Annotated in this window: 17 protein-coding genes and 3 tRNA genes; 11 read left to right on the top strand and 9 right to left on the bottom strand. The window is 70.6% G+C overall.

Annotated elements, in window-relative coordinates; genetic code table 11:
• The first annotated feature begins 113 nt into the window (after positions 1–113).
• Together OG338_RS15505 and OG338_RS15500 are read left to right on the top strand one after the other, a co-directional pair.
• On the top strand, positions 114–1,205 hold the full coding sequence (locus OG338_RS15505; protein ID WP_405937889.1) for a Leu/Phe/Val dehydrogenase: 1,092 nt from the start codon (positions 114–116) through the stop codon (positions 1,203–1,205).
• 290 nt (positions 1,206–1,495) lie between these two features.
• The gene (locus OG338_RS15500) at positions 1,496–1,753 is read left to right on the top strand and encodes a DUF3073 domain-containing protein (RefSeq protein ID WP_018101730.1); all 258 of its coding nucleotides are present in this window, start codon (positions 1,496–1,498) and stop codon (positions 1,751–1,753) included.
• A 147-nt stretch (positions 1,754–1,900) separates the two neighbouring features.
• On the opposite strand, the gene purM is transcribed toward OG338_RS15500, so the two are convergent.
• From purM to OG338_RS15480, 4 genes are all read right to left on the bottom strand, one after another.
• Positions 1,901–2,974 carry a phosphoribosylformylglycinamidine cyclo-ligase gene (gene purM / locus OG338_RS15495; RefSeq protein WP_405937888.1) on the bottom strand — a complete coding sequence of 358 codons (1,074 nt, stop codon included), beginning with the start codon at positions 2,972–2,974 and terminating at the stop codon, positions 1,901–1,903.
• Positions 2,975–3,034: 60 nt separating this feature from the next.
• Positions 3,035–4,561: an amidophosphoribosyltransferase gene (gene purF, locus OG338_RS15490; RefSeq protein ID WP_405937887.1), complete on the bottom strand. Its 1,527-nt coding sequence runs from the start codon at positions 4,559–4,561 to the stop codon at positions 3,035–3,037.
• Positions 4,562–4,924: 363 nt separating this feature from the next.
• Positions 4,925–5,731 carry a sterol carrier family protein gene (locus tag OG338_RS15485; RefSeq protein WP_405937886.1) on the bottom strand — a complete coding sequence of 269 codons (807 nt, stop codon included), beginning with the start codon at positions 5,729–5,731 and terminating at the stop codon, positions 4,925–4,927.
• Positions 5,732–5,790: 59 nt separating this feature from the next.
• Positions 5,791–6,429: a TetR/AcrR family transcriptional regulator gene (locus tag OG338_RS15480; RefSeq protein ID WP_405937885.1), complete on the bottom strand. Its 639-nt coding sequence runs from the start codon at positions 6,427–6,429 to the stop codon at positions 5,791–5,793.
• A gap of 124 nt (positions 6,430–6,553) precedes the next feature.
• Between OG338_RS15480 and OG338_RS15475 the strand changes: the two genes are divergently transcribed.
• Positions 6,554–8,080 carry an MFS transporter gene (locus OG338_RS15475; RefSeq protein WP_405937884.1) on the top strand — a complete coding sequence of 509 codons (1,527 nt, stop codon included), beginning with the start codon at positions 6,554–6,556 and terminating at the stop codon, positions 8,078–8,080.
• 134 nt (positions 8,081–8,214) lie between these two features.
• On the opposite strand, the gene purL is transcribed toward OG338_RS15475, so the two are convergent.
• The 3 genes from purL to purS are packed head-to-tail and all read right to left on the bottom strand — an operon-like array spanning position 8,215 to position 11,398.
• A complete protein-coding gene (gene purL, locus OG338_RS15470) occupies positions 8,215–10,464 on the bottom strand; it encodes a phosphoribosylformylglycinamidine synthase subunit PurL (RefSeq protein WP_405937883.1) in 2,250 nt (749 codons plus the stop codon).
• Entirely contained in the window at positions 10,461–11,141 is a 681-nt protein-coding gene (purQ, locus tag OG338_RS15465) for a phosphoribosylformylglycinamidine synthase subunit PurQ (RefSeq protein WP_405937882.1), read from the bottom strand. The genes purL and purQ overlap by 4 nt, the downstream gene beginning before the upstream one ends.
• Entirely contained in the window at positions 11,138–11,398 is a 261-nt protein-coding gene (gene purS / locus OG338_RS15460; protein WP_018521910.1) for a phosphoribosylformylglycinamidine synthase subunit PurS, read from the bottom strand. The genes purQ and purS overlap by 4 nt, the downstream gene beginning before the upstream one ends.
• 386 nt (positions 11,399–11,784) lie before the next feature.
• Here purS and OG338_RS15455 point away from each other — a divergent pair, with 386 nt between their 5' ends.
• The 8 genes from OG338_RS15455 to OG338_RS15420 all read left to right on the top strand — a co-directional run bounded on the left by OG338_RS15455 (position 11,785) and on the right by OG338_RS15420 (position 16,497).
• Positions 11,785–12,120: an Lsr2 family protein gene (locus tag OG338_RS15455; protein ID WP_405937881.1), complete on the top strand. Its 336-nt coding sequence runs from the start codon at positions 11,785–11,787 to the stop codon at positions 12,118–12,120.
• A gap of 133 nt (positions 12,121–12,253) precedes the next feature.
• Positions 12,254–12,325: transfer RNA gene (locus tag OG338_RS15450), tRNA-Gly, on the top strand.
• Positions 12,326–12,404: 79 nt separating this feature from the next.
• Positions 12,405–12,477: transfer RNA gene (locus OG338_RS15445), tRNA-Gly, on the top strand.
• A gap of 192 nt (positions 12,478–12,669) precedes the next feature.
• The gene (locus OG338_RS15440; protein ID WP_405937880.1) at positions 12,670–13,614 is read left to right on the top strand and encodes an ABC transporter ATP-binding protein; all 945 of its coding nucleotides are present in this window, start codon (positions 12,670–12,672) and stop codon (positions 13,612–13,614) included.
• Positions 13,611–14,423, top strand: coding sequence for an ABC transporter permease (locus OG338_RS15435; protein WP_405937879.1), 813 nt, complete (start codon positions 13,611–13,613; stop codon positions 14,421–14,423). The genes OG338_RS15440 and OG338_RS15435 overlap by 4 nt, the downstream gene beginning before the upstream one ends.
• 18 nt (positions 14,424–14,441) lie before the next feature.
• Positions 14,442–15,788 (top strand): sensor histidine kinase, encoded by a 1,347-nt coding sequence (locus OG338_RS15430; RefSeq protein ID WP_405937878.1) that lies wholly within the window; start codon positions 14,442–14,444, stop codon positions 15,786–15,788.
• Positions 15,789–15,790: 2 nt separating this feature from the next.
• The gene (locus OG338_RS15425) at positions 15,791–16,402 is read left to right on the top strand and encodes a response regulator transcription factor (protein WP_018101743.1); all 612 of its coding nucleotides are present in this window, start codon (positions 15,791–15,793) and stop codon (positions 16,400–16,402) included.
• 22 nt (positions 16,403–16,424) lie between these two features.
• A tRNA-Gly gene (locus tag OG338_RS15420) sits at positions 16,425–16,497 on the top strand.
• Between the two features lie 54 nt (positions 16,498–16,551).
• On the opposite strand, the gene OG338_RS15415 is transcribed toward OG338_RS15420, so the two are convergent.
• Positions 16,552–17,463, bottom strand: a complete 912-nt coding sequence (locus OG338_RS15415) for a phosphoribosylaminoimidazolesuccinocarboxamide synthase (RefSeq protein ID WP_405937877.1) — start codon at positions 17,461–17,463, stop codon at positions 16,552–16,554.
• A gap of 83 nt (positions 17,464–17,546) precedes the next feature.
• Complete coding sequence (locus OG338_RS15410) at positions 17,547–18,998, bottom strand: N,N-dimethylformamidase beta subunit family domain-containing protein (RefSeq protein ID WP_405937876.1); 1,452 nt, start codon at positions 18,996–18,998, stop codon at positions 17,547–17,549.
• Positions 18,999–19,006 lie beyond the last annotated feature (8 nt).

The following is a 19,006-nucleotide window of genomic DNA, read 5'->3' as shown; positions in this document are numbered from 1 at the left end:
TGGGGGTAGGACTTACGCTCTTGCCCACCGGGCCGGCCCACGCGGCCGGACCGGTGGGCCCTCCCCACCTTCAGGAGGGTCTTTCCGCCGCTTCGTACTTGGGAGTCACCACAGTGACCGATGTGACCGGCGCGCCTGTCGATGTCCTGCACACCCTGTTCCACTCGGACCAGGGCGGACACGAACAAGTCGTCCTCTGCCAGGACCGGGCCAGCGGCCTCAAGGCCGTCATCGCCCTCCACTCCACCGCCCTGGGCCCCGCCCTCGGCGGCACCCGCTTCTACCCGTACGCCTCCGAGGCCGAGGCCGTCACCGACGCGCTGAACCTCGCGCGCGGCATGTCGTACAAGAACGCCCTGGCCGGGCTCGACCACGGGGGCGGCAAGGCCGTCATCATCGGCGACCCCGAGCAGATCAAGAGCGAGGAACTGCTGCTGGCCTACGGCCGGTTCGTCGCCTCGCTCGGCGGCCGGTACGTGACGGCCTGCGACGTCGGCACCTATGTTGCCGACATGGACGTCGTGGCGCGCGAGTGCCGCTGGACCACCGGCCGCTCCCCCGAGAACGGCGGCGCCGGCGACTCGTCGGTGCTCACCGCGTTCGGCGTCTTCCAGGGCATGCGGGCCTCGGCCCAGCACCTGTGGGGCGACCCGACGCTGCGTGGCCGAAAAGTGGGGGTCGCCGGTGTCGGCAAGGTCGGCCACTACCTGGTCGAGCACCTGCTCGCGGACGGCGCCGAGGTCGTGATCACCGATGTGCGCGAGGAGTCCGTCCGCCGGATCACCGACAAGCACCCCGGGGTCGCCGTCGCGGCGGACACCGAGGCGCTGATCCGCACCGAGGACCTGGACATCTACGCCCCGTGCGCGCTGGGCGGCGCCCTCAACGACGACACCGTGCCGGTGCTCACCGCGAAGGTGGTGTGCGGCGCGGCCAACAACCAGCTCGCGCACCCGGGCGTCGAGAAGGACCTGGCCGACCGCGCCATCCTGTACGCGCCCGACTACGTGGTGAACGCGGGCGGGGTCATCCAGGTCGCCGACGAGCTGCACGGCTTCGACTTCGACCGGTGCAAGGCGAAGGCCACCAAGATCTTCGACACCACGCTGGCCATATTCGCACGTGCGAAGGAAGACGGCATTCCGCCGGCCGCGGCGGCCGACCGGATCGCCGAACAGCGGATGGCGGACGCGCGCCGCGGCTGAGCCGGCACCCCTCCGGCGGGCCGCGGCCCGCCGACCGGCGAGACAAGACTCACGCCGGTCGGCGGGTCGCCTGCCGATAAGAGGTTAAAATCGCAGTTGACCAGCGAGGACGGGGCGTCTCGCGGGTCCTCTTCCGGGGCGCGTGATGCGGGCGGCGTACCGTATGGCCGCGGAAGCAGGTACCGTTAAAGCTCTACAGGCACGGTCTCTCTACCGAGAGTCCGTCCTGAAACATGAACGCGTGTCAAGACTCTGGGGCCGTCGAGCCCCGTCACCGAGGGGGTCGAGCCATGGGGCGCGGCCGGGCAAAGGCCAAGCAGACAAAGGTCGCCCGCCAGCTGAAGTACAGCAGCGGCGGGACGGACCTGTCGCGTCTGGCCAATGAGCTGGGCGCATCGACTTCGAGTCAGCCACCGAACGCGGAGCCGTTCGAGGACGACGACGAGGAAGATGACCCGTACGCACAGTACGCGGATCTGTACAACAACGACGAGGACGAGGACGAGAACGACCAGTCCGGTCCGTCGTCCAAGCGCCGCGGCGCTTGACCTCGCGCTGACACATCACCCCGGTTCGGAGCTTCTCCGGACCGGGTTTTGTGCTGCCCGCATACGGAAGGTTCGCGCTGCTCACGTACGGGAAGGGCGAGGCGGCCGGTGACCGGCCGGGCCCGTCGGCCCGGCCGGTGTTCCCGCTCAGCGTGCGTACGAACCCACCAGCTCGGCGCCGGTCGTGTGGTCGCCCCGGGCGGTGATCTCACCGGCGACCCAGGAGTCGACACCCCGGTCGGCCAGCGTCGTGAGGGCCGCGTCCACGGACTCGGCGGGGACGACCGCGATCATGCCGACGCCCATGTTGAGCGTCTTCTCCAGCTCCAGCCGCTCGACCTGGCCGGCCTTGCCGACGAGGTCGAACACCGCGCCCGGGGTCCACGTGGAGCGGTCCACCGTGGCGCGCAGGGTGTCCGGGATGACCCGGGCCAGGTTGTTGGCCAGGCCGCCGCCGGTGACGTGGCTGAAGCCGTGCACCTCGGTCGTACGGGTGAGGGCCAGGCAGTCCAGCGAGTAGATCCGGGTCGGCTCCAGGAGCTCCTCGCCCAGGGTCCGGCCGAACTCCTCGACCTGGCGGTCCAGCGTCCAGCCGGCCCGGTCGAACACCACATGGCGGACGAGCGAGTACCCGTTCGAGTGAAGCCCGGAGGACGCCATGGCGATCACGGCGTCACCCTCGCGGATGCGGTCGGGGCCCAGCAGGCGGTCGGCCTCGACCACACCCGTACCCGCTCCGGCCACGTCGAAATCGTCCGCGCCCAGCAGACCCGGGTGCTCGGCCGTCTCGCCGCCGACCAGCGCGCAGCCGGCCAGCACACAGCCCTCGGCGATGCCCTTGACGATGGCCGCGACACGCTCGGGGTGCACCTTGCCGACGCAGATGTAGTCGGTCATGAACAGCGGCTCGGCGCCGCAGACGACGAGGTCGTCCACGACCATGCCGACGAGGTCGTGACCGATCGTGTCGTACACGCCCATCTGGCGGGCGAGGTCGACCTTGGTGCCGACGCCGTCCGTGGCGGAGGCCAGGAGCGGACGCTCGTAACGCTTGAGCGCCGAGGCGTCGAAGAGACCGGCGAAGCCGCCGAGGCCACCGAGACCCGCGACCTCGGGGCGCTGTGTCTTCTTCACCCACTCCTTCATCAGCTCGACGGCGCGGTCGCCGGCCTCGATGTCGACGCCCGCTGCCGCGTAGGAAGCACCTGTTGTCTCAGACATTGCCTGGGATCTTTCGTGTGGAGATACGGGGCTGAGGGAAGGGCTGCCGGACGGTCCGGGTCACGGACGCCGCAGCGCGTCGGACGCCGCGGTCGCCGCGGGGCCCGCCGCCAGCTCGGTCTCCAGCAGCTGCTTGCCGAGCAGCTCCGGGTCCGGGAGCTCCATCGGGTACTCGCCGTCGAAGCAGGCGCGGCAGAGGTTCGGCTTGTCGATCGTCGTCGCCTCGATCATCGAGTCGATCGAGATGTACGCGAGCGAGTCGGCGCCCATCGACGTGCCGATCTCCTCGACGGACATGCCGTTGGCGATCAGCTCGGCGCGGGTCGCGAAGTCGATGCCGAAGAAGCAGGGCCACTTCACCGGCGGGGACGAAATCCGGATGTGGATCTCGGCGGCGCCGGCCTCACGGAGCATCCGGACCAGTGCGCGCTGGGTGTTGCCGCGGACGATCGAGTCGTCCACGACCACCAGGCGCTTGCCCTTGATGACTTCCTTGAGCGGGTTCAGCTTGAGGCGAATGCCCAGCTGGCGGATCGTCTGGGACGGCTGGATGAAGGTCCGGCCGACGTAGGCGTTCTTCACCAGGCCGGCGCCGAACGGAATCCCGCTGGCCTCCGCGTAGCCGATGGCGGCCGGGGTGCCGGATTCCGGGGTCGCTATGACCAGGTCCGCCTCGACGGGCGCCTCGGCGGCCAGCTTGCGGCCCATCTCCACCCGGGAGAGATAGACGTTGCGGCCCGCGATGTCGGTGTCGGGGCGCGCCAGGTAGACGTACTCGAAGACACAGCCCTTGGGCTTCGCTTCCGCGAATCGCGAGGTACGCAGACCGTTCTCGTCGATGGCGACCATCTCGCCCGGCTCGATCTCGCGGACGAAGCTGGCACCGCAGATGTCGAGGGCGGCGGACTCCGACGCGACGACCCAGCCGCGCTCCAGGCGGCCGAGGACCAGCGGGCGGATGCCCTGCGGGTCACGGGCGGCGTAGAGCGTGTGTTCGTCCATGAAGACCAGGGAGAAGGCGCCCCGGACCTCGGGAAGCACCTTGCCGGCGGCCTCCTCGATGGTCAGCGGCTTGCCGTCGTCGTCGGTCTGGCCGGCGAGCAGCGCGGTCACCAGGTCGGTGTCGTTGGTCGCGGCGACCTGGGTGGCACGGCCGTCCTTGCGCGGGAGGTCGGCGACCATCTCCGCGAGCTGGGCCGTGTTGACCAGGTTCCCGTTGTGACCGAGGGCGATCGAGCCGTGCGCGGTCGCACGGAACGTCGGCTGCGCGTTCTCCCACACCGAGGCACCGGTGGTGGAGTAGCGGGCATGACCGACCGCGATATGGCCCTGGAGCGATCCCAGGGAAGTTTCGTCGAAGACCTGCGAGACCAGTCCCATGTCCTTGAAGACCAGGATCTGGGACCCGTTGCTCACTGCGATGCCCGCGGACTCCTGTCCACGGTGCTGCAGGGCATACAGTCCGAAATAGGTGAGCTTGGCGACCTCTTCGCCCGGAGCCCAGACACCGAAGACGCCGCAAGCGTCCTGGGGGCCCTTCTCGCCGGGGAGCAGGTCGTGGTTGAGTCGTCCATCACCACGAGGCACGCCATCGAGTGTAGGCGAGGTCGACCACTGGTCCGAATTGGGGATCCTCCGCCCCACCACCGGCGAAGCACCCCGGAAGCGCGCTCCCACACCCCTCGGAACGGTCACACACGGTAATCGCGGGCCTTCCCCGATCTACGCGCGGCAACCGCCACAGGGCAGGCGACGCCCGGATCACCGGCCATCGACCGACCGGTTCCGGCCACCCGGAAGACCCCGTGAAGAGGCCCGTCGTGGCACTGCGTGAGCCGTCCTCCGGGCGCCGGGGGCAAGCAGCCCGACCGGTCGTTTCGTGGCGAGCCTCACACCATGGCCGCCCGGTATGCGGCATCTCGGGGCGCCTGCCGGGCGTCCGGGGCGGGGTCAGCCCATCAGCGGCAGCAGCCCGGAGAGATCCGCGCGCTCGCCGCTCGCGGTGACCTTGGCCGCTTCGACCTCCCGCGCCCACTCCGTACGCCCGGTCGCGAGCCGTATCCAGGTGAGCGGGTCGGTCTCGACGACGTTGGGCGGGGTGCCCCGGGTGTGGCGCGGCCCCTGGACGCACTGCACCACCGCGAACGGCGGCACCCGGACCTCGACCGAGCCGCCGGGCGCCCGCTCGGCCAGCGCGTCGGCCAGGAGCCTGCTGCACGAGGCGAGTGCCTGCCGGTCGTACAGAACGGAGAGCCCGGTCGCCTCGTTGAGGTCCCAGGTGTGGACGACCAGCTCCACGGTGCGGGTGACCAGGAAGTCGCCGAGGCGCATCGCCCCGACCCGGGTGGCCAGCAGCCGGTCCTCGGGGGCGCCGGTCACCAGGGCCTCGAAGCGGGCGCCGACCTCCGCGTAGAGCGCGTCCAGGTCGGTGGCGGTGGCGGTGGCGGCCCATTCGGCGGTGTCGTCCGCGATCTCGGGGGCGCGGGCCGCTGTGGTGAACGGCCACTCCAGGAGGGACACCTCGGGTTTGGCGAGGGCCGGGGCGGGAAGCTCCAGCGTCCGGCTGACGTGCGAGAGAGCCATGGCGATGTGCGCGGCGAGCTCGCGCACCGTCCAGTCACCGAGCCCGCTCGGCGCGGCGAGCTGCTGCGGGGTCAGCGTGCGCACGCCGTCCCGGACGTGGGCGAACTGGGCGAGGATCGCGGCACGGTTCCTGGCCGGGTCGTAGCGACGGGCGCGCTTCTGCGAGGGCGGCATGCCGGGAGCCTACGACGCGGCACCGACAGGGCGTCCGCCCCGCGTCCGGTGCCCCGGGGTCAGGCGCGCGTCGCGTAGTCGCCGAGGCCCTTCTCCAGCAGGTCGAAGCCCCGGTGGGCCAGGGCGACGGCGTCGGGGACGACCGCGGCAGCCGGTTCGCCGGCCAGCAGGCGCCTGCGGTTCTCGGTGAGCAGCGCGTTTCGCGTACCGAGGAGCTGGGAAGCGACGATGCGCGCGATGACCGGCTCCTCGCCCTCCTCGATCAGGGCCTCGGTGAGCTGGTCCTGCGTACGTACGAAGTAGGAGTGGGCGCGGGTGAGCAGGGCGGGCGTCTCCAGGATGAGCCGCACGATGCCGAGCGCCACCGGTGAATCCCCCATGCCCACCGCGGGGTCGTGACGTTCGACCGCCGCCACGAACTGCCGGCGCAGGGCCGCGACCGCCGATTCACCGGGCGCGCGCTCCCGCACGATCCGGGCGGCGTCGCCGACGTGCTCCTCCAGCGGCGCGAAGACCAGGTCTTCCTTGCTGTCGAAGTAGTTGAAGACGGTCATTTTCGATACATCGGCCGCGTCGGCGATCTCCGCGACGGAGACCTGGTCGAACCCGCGCTCGGAGAAGAGCTTGGTGGCCGTTTCCAGCAGCCGCCGCCGGGTTTCCCTCTTCTTGCGCTCGCGCAGGCCCATCCCCTCGGTCATGGCGGCACTGTACCAGGATAAAAATTAATCCGAGCTAAAAACTTGACTCAGTACATGAATACCGTGAACAGTGGGCTCACCACAGCGGTGCGCGTCAGCACCGCCCGGCAGGGGGGATCCAGTCATGCCCGGAACAGTCACAGCGTCCGCGCCACGGCCGACGACCGCGGACGGACAGCAGCCCGGCGGCCGGAGCGTCACGATCGCCGTGGCGCTCTGCATCGTCACGATCCTGCTGGCCGTCCTGGACTCGAACATCGTGTCCTCGGCGACCGTCCCGATCGTCCGCGACCTCGACCCGGTGCACGGCGTCGACCGGATCCCCTGGCTGATCGCCGCCTACCAGCTCGCCGCGACCGCCGCACTGCCCCTGTACGGCAAGCTCTGCGACACCCTCGGCTCGAAGAAGGTCTTCATCGGCGCGCTCGCCACCTTCCTCACCGGGTCCGCGCTCTGCGGAATGGCCCAGTCCATGGGCGAGCTGATCGCCGCACGCGCCTTCCAGGGCATCGGCGGCGGCGGGCTGATGAGCGTCACGATGGTCGTCCTGCGTCAGCTCGGCACGGCGGGCCCCAAGGAGGGCGGGGGCTCCAAGGCCGAGGGCGGCGGCAAGAAGGGCAGCATCGGCGGGATCATCGCCGGTGCGGGCATGGCGCTCGGCCCCTGGCTGGGCGGTGCCCTCGCCGACCACGCGGGCTGGCGCTGGATCTTCTACGTCAACCTGCCCGTCGGCATCGCCGTGCTGATCGCCGCGGCCTTCGTGGTGAAGCTCCCCGTCCGCACCACCCGCCACCGCATCGACTTCCTCGGCGCGGGTCTCGCCGCCACCTTCTCCACCGCGCTGCTCCTGGTCACCGAGTGGGGCGGCGAGGACTACGCGTGGACCTCGCCGGTCATCGTCGGCCTCGCCGTCGCCGCCGTCGTCGCGCTCGGTCTGTTCCTGTGGCGCCAGGCCACGGCCGCCGAACCGATCCTGCCGCTCTCGCTCTTCCGGCTGCGGCTCATGCGGTACGGCTTCGCGGTCCAGGGTCTGGTCGGCGTCGCGATGATGGGGTCGATCGTCTACGTGATGATCTACCTCCAGGTGGTCCGCGGGGTCGCCGCGACCTCGGCCGGTCTCTTCCTGGTCCCGATGGCGATCGGCATGACCGTCGTCGGGCTCCTCTCCGGGCGCCTGGTCGCGGCCGGCTGGTCGCAGAAGACCTTCGTCGTCAGCGGCACGGTCTTCGCCTCGGCCGCCCTCGCCCTGCTGACCACGCTCGACACGGACACCGGGCTGTGGACCGTGCGCGGCGCGCTGCTGCTCATGGGGATCGGCTTCGGCCAGCTCATCGGCCAGCTGATCGAGCTCGTCCAGGACACCGCCCCGCCGGCCCAGCTGGGCGTCGCCACCACCGGGGTCCGCTTCTTCCAGACCCTCGGCACGGCCCTGGGCGCCTCCCTCTTCGGAGCCGTACTCAGCAGGGTGTACGCCGCCGAGGGCCCCGGCGGAACGACCAGCGACATCGGCCGCCTCACCGGGGCCGCCCGCGACCGGGCCCTGGACGCCTTCGTCTCCTCCACGGACGTGGTCTTCGCCTGCGCCACCGGCGCGATGCTCCTCGCCCTGGTCCTGGCGATCCGGCTGCCCGGCACCCGTACGAGGACCTGACCCTTCCCCGTACGAGCAGGGCCGAACCGCCTCCGCCCCCCCCCAGCGGGGCCCCGCGCTTCCCCGTACGCACCACGCGAAAACCCCCGGCCGGGCGGAACCGGTCGGGGGTTTCGGCGTGTGCGGTCCGGGAACTACGCGAGGAGCGCCGGGATCGTCTCCTCGTGCGCCGTGCGCAGCTCGCTCAGCGGGATGCTGAACTCGCCCTGGATCTCGATCGCGTCGCCGTCCACGACACCGATGCGGGTCACGGGCAGACCGCGCGCCCCGCACATGTCGTTGAACCGCAGCTCCTCGCTGCGCGGCACCGAGACGACCGCGCGGCCCGCGGACTCGGAGAACAGCAGCGTGAACGCGTCGAGGCCGTCCGGCACGACCAGCCGGGCACCCTTCCCGCCGCGCAGGCAGGATTCGGTGACCGCCTGGATCAGGCCGCCGTCCGACAGGTCGTGCGCCGCGTCGATCATGCCGTCGCGGGAGGCCGAGATCAGGATCTCGGCGAGCAGCTTCTCCCGGCCCAGGTCCACCTTGGGCGGCATCCCGCCGAGGTGGTTGTGGACGACCTCGGACCAGGCCGAGCCGCCGAACTCCTCACGCGTGTCGCCCAGCAGGCAGAGGAGCTGGCCCTCTTCCCCGAAGGCGACCGGCGTACGCCGCGTGACGTCGTCGATCACACCGAGCACGGCCACGACCGGCGTCGGGTGGATCGCCGTCTCACCGGTCTGGTTGTACAGCGAGACGTTGCCGCCGGTGACCGGAGTGCCCAGCTCCAGGCAGCCGTCCGCGAGACCGCGGGTGGCCTCGGCGAACTGCCACATGACGTCCGGGTCCTCGGGCGAACCGAAGTTCAGGCAGTCCGAGATCGCGAGCGGCTTGGCACCGGTCGCGGCGACGTTCCGGTACGACTCCGCCAGCGCGAGCTGCGCACCGGTGTACGGGTCGAGCTTCGCGTACCGGCCGTTGCCGTCGGTCGCCATGGCCACGCCGAGGTTGGACTCCTCGTCGATGCGGACCATGCCGGCGTCCTCGGGCATCGCGAGCACGGTGTTGCCCTGCACGAACCGGTCGTACTGGTCCGTGATCCAGGACTTCGACGCCTGGTTCGGCGAGGCGACCAGCTTGAGGACCTGCTCGCGCAGCTCCGCGCCGTTCGCCGGGCGGGCCAGCTTGCCGGCGTCGTCGGCCTGGAGCGCGTCCTGCCAGGACGGGCGGGCGAACGGGCGGTGGTACGTCGGGCCCTCGTGGGCGACGGACCGCGGCGGCACGTCCACGATCTGCTCGCCGTGCCAGAAGATCTCCAGCTGCGAGCCCTCGGTCACCTCACCGATGACGGTGGCGATGACGTCCCACTTCTCGCAGATCTCCAGGAAGCGGTCGACGTGCTGCGGCTCGACGATGGCGCACATGCGCTCCTGCGACTCGCTCATGAGGATTTCCTCGGGCGAGAGGGAGGAGTCGCGCAGCGGCACGGTGTCCAGCTCGACGCGCATGCCGCCGGAGCCCGCGGAGGCCAGCTCGGACGTGGCGCAGGAGAGCCCGGCGCCGCCGAGGTCCTGGATGCCCGCGACGAGCTTCTCCTTGAAGATCTCCAGGGTGCACTCGATGAGGAGCTTCTCCTGGAACGGGTCGCCGACCTGGACGGCCGGGCGCTTGGCCGGGCCGGTCGACTCGAAGGTCTCCGAGGCCAGCACGGAGACGCCGCCGATGCCGTCGCCGCCGGTGCGGGCGCCGTACAGGATGACCTTGTTGCCGGGGCCGGAAGCCTGCGCGAGGTGGATGTCCTCGTGCTTCATCACACCGATGCAGCCGGCGTTGACGAGCGGGTTTCCCTGATAGCAGGCGTCGAAAACGACCTCGCCGCCGATGTTCGGCAGACCGAGGCAGTTGCCGTACCCGCCGATGCCCGCGACCACACCCGGCAGGACCCGCTTGGTGTCCGGATGGTCGGCAGCGCCGAAGCGCAGCGGGTCCACGACGGCGACCGGGCGGGCGCCCATGGCGAGGATGTCGCGGACGATGCCGCCGACGCCGGTCGCCGCGCCCTGGTAGGGCTCGATGTACGAGGGGTGGTTGTGCGACTCGACCTTGAAGGTGACCGCGTACCCCTGACCGACGTCGACCACACCGGCGTTCTCACCGATGCCGACGAGCATGGCGTCGTTGGCGGGGACCTTCTCGCCGAACTGCTTGAGGTGGACCTTGCTGCTCTTGTACGAGCAGTGCTCGGACCACATCACGGAGTACATGGCGAGCTCTGCGCCGGTGGGACGGCGGCCCAGGATCTCGCGGATGCGCGCGTACTCGTCCTCCTTGAGGCCGAGCTCCTTCCAGGGCTGCGCGGTGTCCGGGGTTTCGGCCGCGTGCTCGACCGTGTCCAGGCTCATGCGTTGACCAGCTTCTTGATGATCGAGGTGAAGAAACCGAGACCGTCGGTGCGACCGGTGCCGATCAGCGGCTCCACGGCGTGCTCCGGGTGCGGCATCAGGCCGACGACGTTGCCCGCGGCGTTGGTGATGCCGGCGATGTCGCGCAGCGAGCCGTTCGGGTTGTGGCCGACATAGCGGAAGGCGACGCGGCCCTCGGCCTCCAGCGCGTCGAGCGTGTGCTCGTCGGCGGTGTAGCGGCCGTCCATGTTCTTGAGCGGTACGGAGATCTCCTGGCCCGCGGAGTAGTCCGAGGTCCAGGCGGTCGCCGCGTTCTCGACGCGCAGGGTCTGGTCGCGGCAGACGAAGTGCAGGTGGTTGTTGCGCAGCATCGCGCCGGGCAGCAGGTGCGCCTCGGTCAGGATCTGGAAGCCGTTGCAGATGCCGAGGACCGGCAGGCCCGCCTTCGCCTGCTCGATCACCGTCTCCATGACCGGCGAGAACCGGGAGATGGCTCCGGCGCGCAGATAGTCGCCGTACGAGAAACCGCCCGCCAGGATCACCGCGTCGACCTGGTGCAGGTCCTTGTCGCGGTGCCACAGCGATACGGGCTCCGCACCCGCGACGCGAACGGCCCGCAGGGCGTCCTGGTCATCGAGCGTGCCCGGAAAGGTGACGACTCCGATACGAGCAGTCACTTCGACTCCTCGGCGTTCTCCACCTTGACGGTGAAGTCCTCGATCACGGTGTTGGCGAGGAACGTCTCCGCCATCTCGTGAATACGGGCGAGAGCGGCGTCATCGACCGGACCCTCGACCTCCAGCTCGAAACGCTTTCCCTGACGTACGTCCGCGATTCCCTCGAAGCCGAGACGGGGCAGTGCGCGCTGCACCGCCTGTCCCTGCGGGTCGAGGATCTCGGGCTTGAGCATGACGTCGACTACGACGCGTGCCACTGGCACTCCCGGTGTGGTGGTGTGGTGCGGCTGTTTCTCCGGAGGGGGTACCCCGGACCCCCGCGGGTCCACTCAGCGTACCTGGCCGGAAATTCTACGCGGGTAGATATCAAACGGGATAGATCACATCCAGATATCGGCCGATCACCGGACGGTGGAAAAGCCGCGAAACAAATGCTCACGAGCGGCACACATAGCGGACGGACACGCGGAAGTAATTGGACGGGCTTCACAATGCGGTACCAGTCGCTGTACAAATGATTACCGGGGAATGCAGCATTGCCCCGGAGCACCGACAGCAGTCGGCCCGCATCCGCGCTCTCAGCCGGAAGGCCGGCATCGGCGCATGTCAGACGCGTCGATGCCGTAGGAAAGGACCGATATCCGTGGCGCAGCGCGTAGTGGTCACACTCTCCGACGACATCGACGGGGGCACGGCGGCGGAAACGGTCACCTTCGCCCTGGACGGGAAGTCGTACGAGATCGACCTCAATCCGTCCAACGCAAAGAAACTGCGGAACGCCCTGGCCCCGTACATGGCGGCCGGCCGCAAGCAGACAAACACCGGCAAGCACGGCAAGGCTCCCGTTCCGTACCGGCACACCTCGCTCGCACCCGACCCGGCGGCGGTGCGCGCCTGGGCCCGCTCGCACCGGATGGACGTGCCCGCCCGGGGCCGCATCCCGAAGAGCGTGTACGAGGCGTTCCAGGAAGCGAGTTGACCCGGCGACAGGTCCGGCGGGGCGCCGGCCGAGGGCCTGCGGAGGAGCCGACTTGCGCGACACCCCCGCAGGTCGGATAGAGTCTGGAACACGCCGAGGGGCAAGGCCGAAAAGGCCGAACCCCACGCAGCGTGCGGGTGTAGTTCAGTAGCAGAACATCCCCCTTCCAGGGGGAAGGCGCAGTGTGCAATTCCTGTCACCCGCTCTGCACGACTTGCAGGACCACTCCGGTGGATCAGGTAGAGTAGTGCTCGCTCCACCGGTGAAAGCCGAGTGGTTGCAATGCGGACGTAGCTCAGTTGGTAGAGCGCAACCTTGCCAAGGTTGAGGTCGCCAGTTCGAACCTGGTCGTCCGCTCAGAATATGAAGGCCCTGGTCGGAATCGACCGGGGCCTTCTTCATGTTCCCGTCTCTTCTCTTCCGGTTGGCTCTCTTCCGGTCGGCTCCCTGTGTCTTCCCGGTGCGTGCGTCACCACCCATGACGTTTGTCATGAGTGGTGGTGACAGTCCGCACTGCCCCCGGCCCGGCGCGGACGGAAACCTGAAGACATGACCAGCGACGACATGTCCCGAGAGTGCGTGATCCAGGCGGTGGACGTCCGGCGCAGCTACGCCGGCGGCTTCGAGGCCGTGTCCGGCGTCTCCTTCTCCGTGGCCCGCGGCGAGCTCTTCGCCCTCCTCGGTACGAACGGGGCCGGCAAGACCTCCACCGTCGAGCTTCTGGAGGGTCTGGCCCGGCCTGACGGCGGCACGGTCCGCGTGCTGGGCCACGACCCCTGTGCCGAGCGCTCGCAGGTCCGCCCGCGGATAGGCGTGATGCTCCAGGAAGGCGGCTTCCCGTCCGAGCTGTCGGTCGCCGAGACGGTACGGATGTGGGCGGGCTGCACCAGCGGCGCCCGGCCCACCGACGAGGCCCTGGAGCTGGTCGGGCTCGGCCACCGCGCCCGCGTCCGGGTCAAGCAGCTCTCGGGCGGTGAGCGGCGGCGGCTCGACCTGGCGCTGGCGCTGCTCGGCCGGCCCGAGGTGCTCTTCCTGGACGAGCCGACCACCGGTCTCGACGCGGAGGGCCGCCGCGACACCTGGGCGCTGGTCCGCCGGCTCCAGGAGGACGGCACCACCGTGCTGCTCACCACGCACTATCTGGAGGAGGCCGAAGCCCTCGCGGACCGGCTGGCGATCATGCACCGCGGCCGGATCGTGACCGCGGGCACCACGGCCGAGGTGACGGCCGCCCGCCCCGCCCGCATCCGCTTCGAACTGCCCGAGGGCGTTCCGGCGGCACGGCTGCCCCTGGAGCTCCACGCCGCCGCCGAGGGCCCCCGGATCGAGATACGGACGCACCACCTCCAGGACGCCCTGGCCGAACTGCTCCGCTGGGCCGCCGATTCGGACGTTCGGCTCCACGGGCTCGACGCCCGCTCCGCCTCGCTCGAAGAGGCGTTCCTCGACATCGCGAAGTCCGCCGCCGAAACCGAAGAGGTGCCCGTCCCATGACGACCGCGACCACCACCCCCGCCGCCCACGCCGCCGCCCCCGCGCGCACGACGGCCGTGAGCCGGCTGACGGCCCTCGGCCGGGCCGAGCTGTCGCTGCTCGCCCGGAACAGGACGGCGATCTTCGTCGCGCTCCTCATGCCGGCGGCGATGATCATGGCGATGAAGTCGGCGTTCGAGAAGGTCGACCTCGACGGGACCGGGCTCTCCGTCGCCGGAGCGACGCTCATGGGCGGCGTCGGGACGGTGCTCATCCAGGCCGTCTACATGAACCTGGTCGCCGCCTACGTCGCCCGGCGCGAGGAGCTGGTCCTGAAGCGGCTGCGCACCGGCGAGGTCACCGACGGGGAGATCCTGGCCGGGACCGCCCTTCCGGCCGGCGCGCTCGCCCTGACCCAGAGCGCGGTGATCGTCGTCGCCGGCATAGCCTTCTTCGGCCTCGGCGCTCCGGAGCGACCGGAACTGCTGGTGGCGGGGCTGCTGTTGGGCGTGGTGCTGCTGACGGTCCTGGCCGCGGTCACCTCCGTGATCACCCGCACCGTGCAGACCGCCCAGCTGACGACGCTGCCGCTGTTCCTCGTCTCGATGATGGGCTCGGGCCTCTTCATCCCGCTGGACCTGTTCCCCGACCGGCTCGCCGCGGTCTGCGAATACCTGCCGCTGACCGGTGTGATGACCCTGATCCGGGCCGGCTGGTTCGGCGGCCCCGAGGGCACCGACGTGCTCGGCGCCGCGTTGACCGGGCTGGTCTGGACGGCACTGGCCGTGTTTGCTGTGCAGCGGTGGTTCCGCTGGGACCCCCGCCGCTGACAAGGAGGTTGGGCCGTGATGGGCGTACGGGGATGGCACCGCAGCTGGCAGGAGCGCAGCAAGATGGAGCGGATCGACCTGTACTCGCGGTTCACCATCTCCTGCATCCCCTGGCTCTTCACCCTGGCCTGGCAGGGGACGCCCTTCGACCACGACATCCGCCATGAACCGCTTCCGCTGACCCTCGGCCTGGCGCTGCTCCTGGTGAGCCTCGCGCAGTGCCTGCTGAGCAACCGCAACCTGCACCCTTCCTACGAGCACTACTTGGGCATCTCTGTCTTCCCGGAGCGGCGCCTGCTGGCCCCCATCGGCCTTCTGGTCGTGGCCGTCGGGCTCCTGGCGGCCCTGGCCGGGGTGGATGGCGTCAAAAGCTCGGGGCTGCTGCTCATGACGTTGAACACGCCGATGGCCCTCGTGATCACCCGGGTGCTGCTGGTCCCGGTCCGGCGCTTCCTGGTCGAGTCCCTCTGCCTCACCGCCCTGATCACCGGCGCCCTCGCGGTGGCCGGCGTCCAGGGCGGCACCCTGGCCGGGGTGGTGCCGTGCAGCCTCTTCGGCTGTGTGCTGGTCCTGATCTCGGTCCGGCCCAGCGCCTGGAGCATGAGCGTCATGTGGCAGACCGAGCAGGCCCGGGGCATACAGGCCAGGCTCGCCGTGGCGGAGGAACGGCTGCGGTTCGGGCGGGACATGCATGATGTGCTGGGCCGCAACCTCGCGGTGATCGCGCTCAAGAGCGAGCTGGCGGTGGAGCTCGCCCAGCGCGGCAGGCCGGAGGCGGTGGACCAGATGATCGAGGTGCAGCGGATAGCGCGCGCCTCGCAGCAGGAGGTACGCGATGTGGTGCGCGGCTACCGCGAGGCGGACCTGAGCACGGAACTGGCCGGGGCGCAGGGCGTGTTGAGCGCGGCGGGCATCGAGTGCACGGTGACCGGCGACAGCGGCGAGCAGCTGCCCGCGCCCGTGCAGTCGGCGCTCGGCTGGGTCGTCCGGGAGGCGGCCACCAACGTGCTGCGCCACGGCGACCCGCGCCACTGCGTGATCCGGGTCGGGATCACTGCCGGCTCCGTGGCGCTCCAGGTGGAGAACGACGGCGCACCGGCCGCCGGGACGGCGCCCTCGCCCGCCGCGGACGAGCCGGGCTCCGACGGGCCGGGCTCCGGGCTGGCCGGCCTCCGTGAACGGCTCGCCGCGCTGGACGGATCGCTGGAGGCGGGCCCGGCCAGGGGCGGCCTGTTCCGGCTGACGGCGACGATCCCGCTGGCGGAGGTCCCGCAGCCCCGCCGCGCGCCCCTGGTCCTGCGTCCCGCGGCCATGGTGGCCCCGGGTGTGATGGTGAGGTCGCGATCCGGCCTCGTGGAGGAATGACGATGACCGCGGTACGGGTGCTGCTCGCCGATGACGAGCATCTGATCCGGGGCGCGCTGGCCGCCCTCCTCGCGCTGGAGGAGGACCTGGTGGTGGTCGCGGAGGCGGCGACGGGTCCGGAGGCTCTTGCCATGGCCCGGGCCCACCGCCCGGATGTCGCGGTGCTCGACCTGGAGATGCCCGGGGCCGACGGTGTGAGCGTGGCCACATCGCTGCGGGCCGAGCTGCCGGACTGCCGCACCATGATCGTGACCAGCCACGGCCGGCCCGGCCATCTCAAGCGGGCCCTCGCGGCGGGGGTGCGGGGCTTCGTGCCCAAGACCGTGAGCGCCCGCCAGCTGGCCGGCATCATCCGTACCGTGCAGGCGGGAAACCGTTATGTGGACCCGGAGTTGGCGGCCGACGCCATCGCCGCCGGGGACTCCCCGCTGACCGTGCGCGAGACCGAGGTGCTGGAGCTCGCGGTCGACGGGGCGCCGGTCTCGGAGATCGCCGAGCGGGCCTCGCTCTCGCAGGGGACCGTACGGAACTACCTCTCGGCGGCCGCCTCGAAGCTGGGTGCGGAGAACCGTCACGCGGCCGTGCGTCTCGCACGCGAGCGGGGATGGGTATAGTGGGTCTCGCGCTTCGGCGCTTGCGGACGTAGCTCAGTTGGTAGAGCGCAACCTTGCCAAGGTTGAGGTCGCCAGTTCGAACCTGGTCGTCCGCTCAGAGGAAAAGAAGCCCCCGGCCTTTCGGCCGGGGGCTTCTTCGTGCGGCGCTCCTACCAGGACGTGCCGGTGAGCAGTTCGTACGCCTCGATGTACTTGGCGCGGGTCGCGTCCACGATCTCCTGGGGCAGCGGCGGCGGAGGCTGCTCGCTCCTGCGGTCCCAGCCGGAGGCGGGGGAGGTCAGCCAGTCGCGGACGAACTGCTTGTCGTACGACGGCTGGGCGTGGCCCGGCTCCCAGGAGGCGGACGGCCAGAAGCGGGAGGAGTCCGGGGTCAGGACCTCGTCGGCGATGATCAGTTCCTCGCCGCCGTCGGCGGTGGGCGCGTAGCCGAACTCGAACTTCGTGTCCGCGAGGATGATGCCGCGCTCGCGGGCGATGTCGCGGGCCCGGCCGTAGACGTCCAGGGTGGTCCGGCGCAGCGCGGCCGCGGTCTCCGTGCCGACCTGGCGGGCCACCTCCTCGTAACTCACGTTCTCGTCGTGGTCACCGACGGCGGCCTTGGTGGCGGGGGTGAAGATCGCGCCCGGGAGCTCGGAGCCGTCGACCAGGCCGTCGGGCAGCCCGATGCCGCAGACGGTGCGCGAGGCGTCGTACTCAAGCAGGCCGGAGCCCGTCAGGTAGCCGCGGGCGACGCACTCGACCGGGACCATCCGCAGCGACTTGCAGATCATCGTGCGGCCCTCCCAGTCGGCGGGGGCCCCGGCGGGCACCTCGGTCGACAGGACGTGGTTCGGCACGAGGTCGGCGAGCTGGTCGAACCACCACATCGAGAGACGGGTCAGGACGCGGCCCTTGTCCGGGATCTCGGTCGGCAGCACCCAGTCGTACGCGGACATCCGGTCGCTGGCGACCATCACGAGGTCACCGGCCTCGTTCCGGTACAGGTCGCGCACCTTGCCGGTGTGCAGGTGGGTGAGCCCCGGCACCTGCACCGGCTCAGGCTTTTCTACGAATCCGGACACGCTGCCTCCGCGTACGTTGTTCCAAGAACCGTTCCGATTGTCCCGTATCCGGGAACGGCCGGCTGCGGAGGGGTGCCGTCCGGTCAGGCGCGCTTGCAGATCCGGTCGAGGAGATTGGCGGTGGCCTTCTGGATGCGTGGGTCCACATGGCCGGGGCGGTCCAGGGCCGGGGACCAGGCGAAGGTGCCCGAGGCGAAGACCAGCGCGCCGGAGGGGGCCCGGTACAGCGAGGTCTCCTGGTGCCGCATCGCGCCCTCGCTGTCCTGGTACGGGGAGTGGGCGAGCAGGATGCGGTTGTCGTGTTCGGGCAGCGTGGTGCGCGGGAAGTAGCGGTCGGCCTCGCCCGCCACCAGGCCCGCGATCTCGTCGCCCTCGCCGGCACCCGTCGCGTCCCACAGCCAGTGCTCCGCGTTCCGCACGACCAGGGGGTGGGGTTCGGGGACCCGGCCCGCGTACTGGATGCCGAGCAACTGCTGCTCCGGGCGGTCGATCTCGCGCCAGAGCGCGGGCTTGCCCGGCCCCCGGCGCTTGCGGCAGGTGAGCAGCCGGTCCGGCACCCCGGATGCCGAAGGCCCCAGGCTGACCTGCCAGTACATGGTGTTGGCGGAGAGATGGACCAGGGAGGTGCCGTGCTCGCGGGCGCGCTCGGCGGCCCGGCGCATCGGCACCGACCAGTACTCGTCGTGGCCGGGGAAGACCAGGCCCCGGTAGCGGGTGGGGTCGACCCGGCCCGCGTGCAGGTCGCGGGTGTCGGCATAGGCGAGGTCGTAGCCGTAGCGCTCGGCCCAGCGGATGAAGTCGTACGCGTGTCCGACGTGCAGCGGGAGGCCCGCGCCCGCGTAGGGGCGGTCGAAGGAGACGGTGACCGCCGCGTCCTCCTCGCCGAGCAGCCGGCCCTCCTCGTCCCAGGCGTGGTAGAGGCTGGCGCCGGTCCGGCCGTCCTCCGGATAGAGGTTGTACGCCTGCCAGGTGACGTCCGGGAGGACGAGCAGCAGGTCCGCCGGGTGGTTGTCGCGGATCGTGAACGGGATGTGCGAGCGGTGGCCGTCGAGCGTGGTGAGCACGGCGACATACGCCCCGAGCGACCAGTAGCTGGGGATCTGGAGCCGCCAGGACAGCCACCAGTGGTGGCAGGAGACCGTGCGGTCGGCGGTGAGCGGGGCCGGCTGGACGATGCCCGAGAGCCGGGGGCTCGTGGTGATCTTCGAGGCGCCGTCGCCCCCGTAGTGGCCGATCCGGTAGACGTCCACGGAGAACTGCTGCGGCGGGTCCACCGTGATGTGGAAGTCGATCGCCTCACCGGGGGCCGCGGCGCCCGTGGAGGTGAAGCCCTTGATCTGCCGGCGCACATCGTCGGCGGTGCGGGTGCCGCCGCCGGACAGCGTGGGGTCCGCGTACCAGGGCACGACCTGGCCGGTGTCGTCGAAGTAGTTCTCGCTGCCGCGCAGCCAGGGCAGCGGCCCCTGGCCGAAAGGGTCGGTCACGGCATGCGCCAGGGCACCCGATTCCCACCGACGGATCTGTTCAGCCCCCATCACGCTCC

The sequence above is a fragment of the Streptomyces sp. NBC_00726 genome (assembly GCF_045161735.1).
GTDB lineage: Bacteria > Actinomycetota > Actinomycetes > Streptomycetales > Streptomycetaceae > Streptomyces.
Note: the sequence above shows the minus strand (reverse complement) of the source record. Positions and strands in the feature narration are given on the sequence as shown.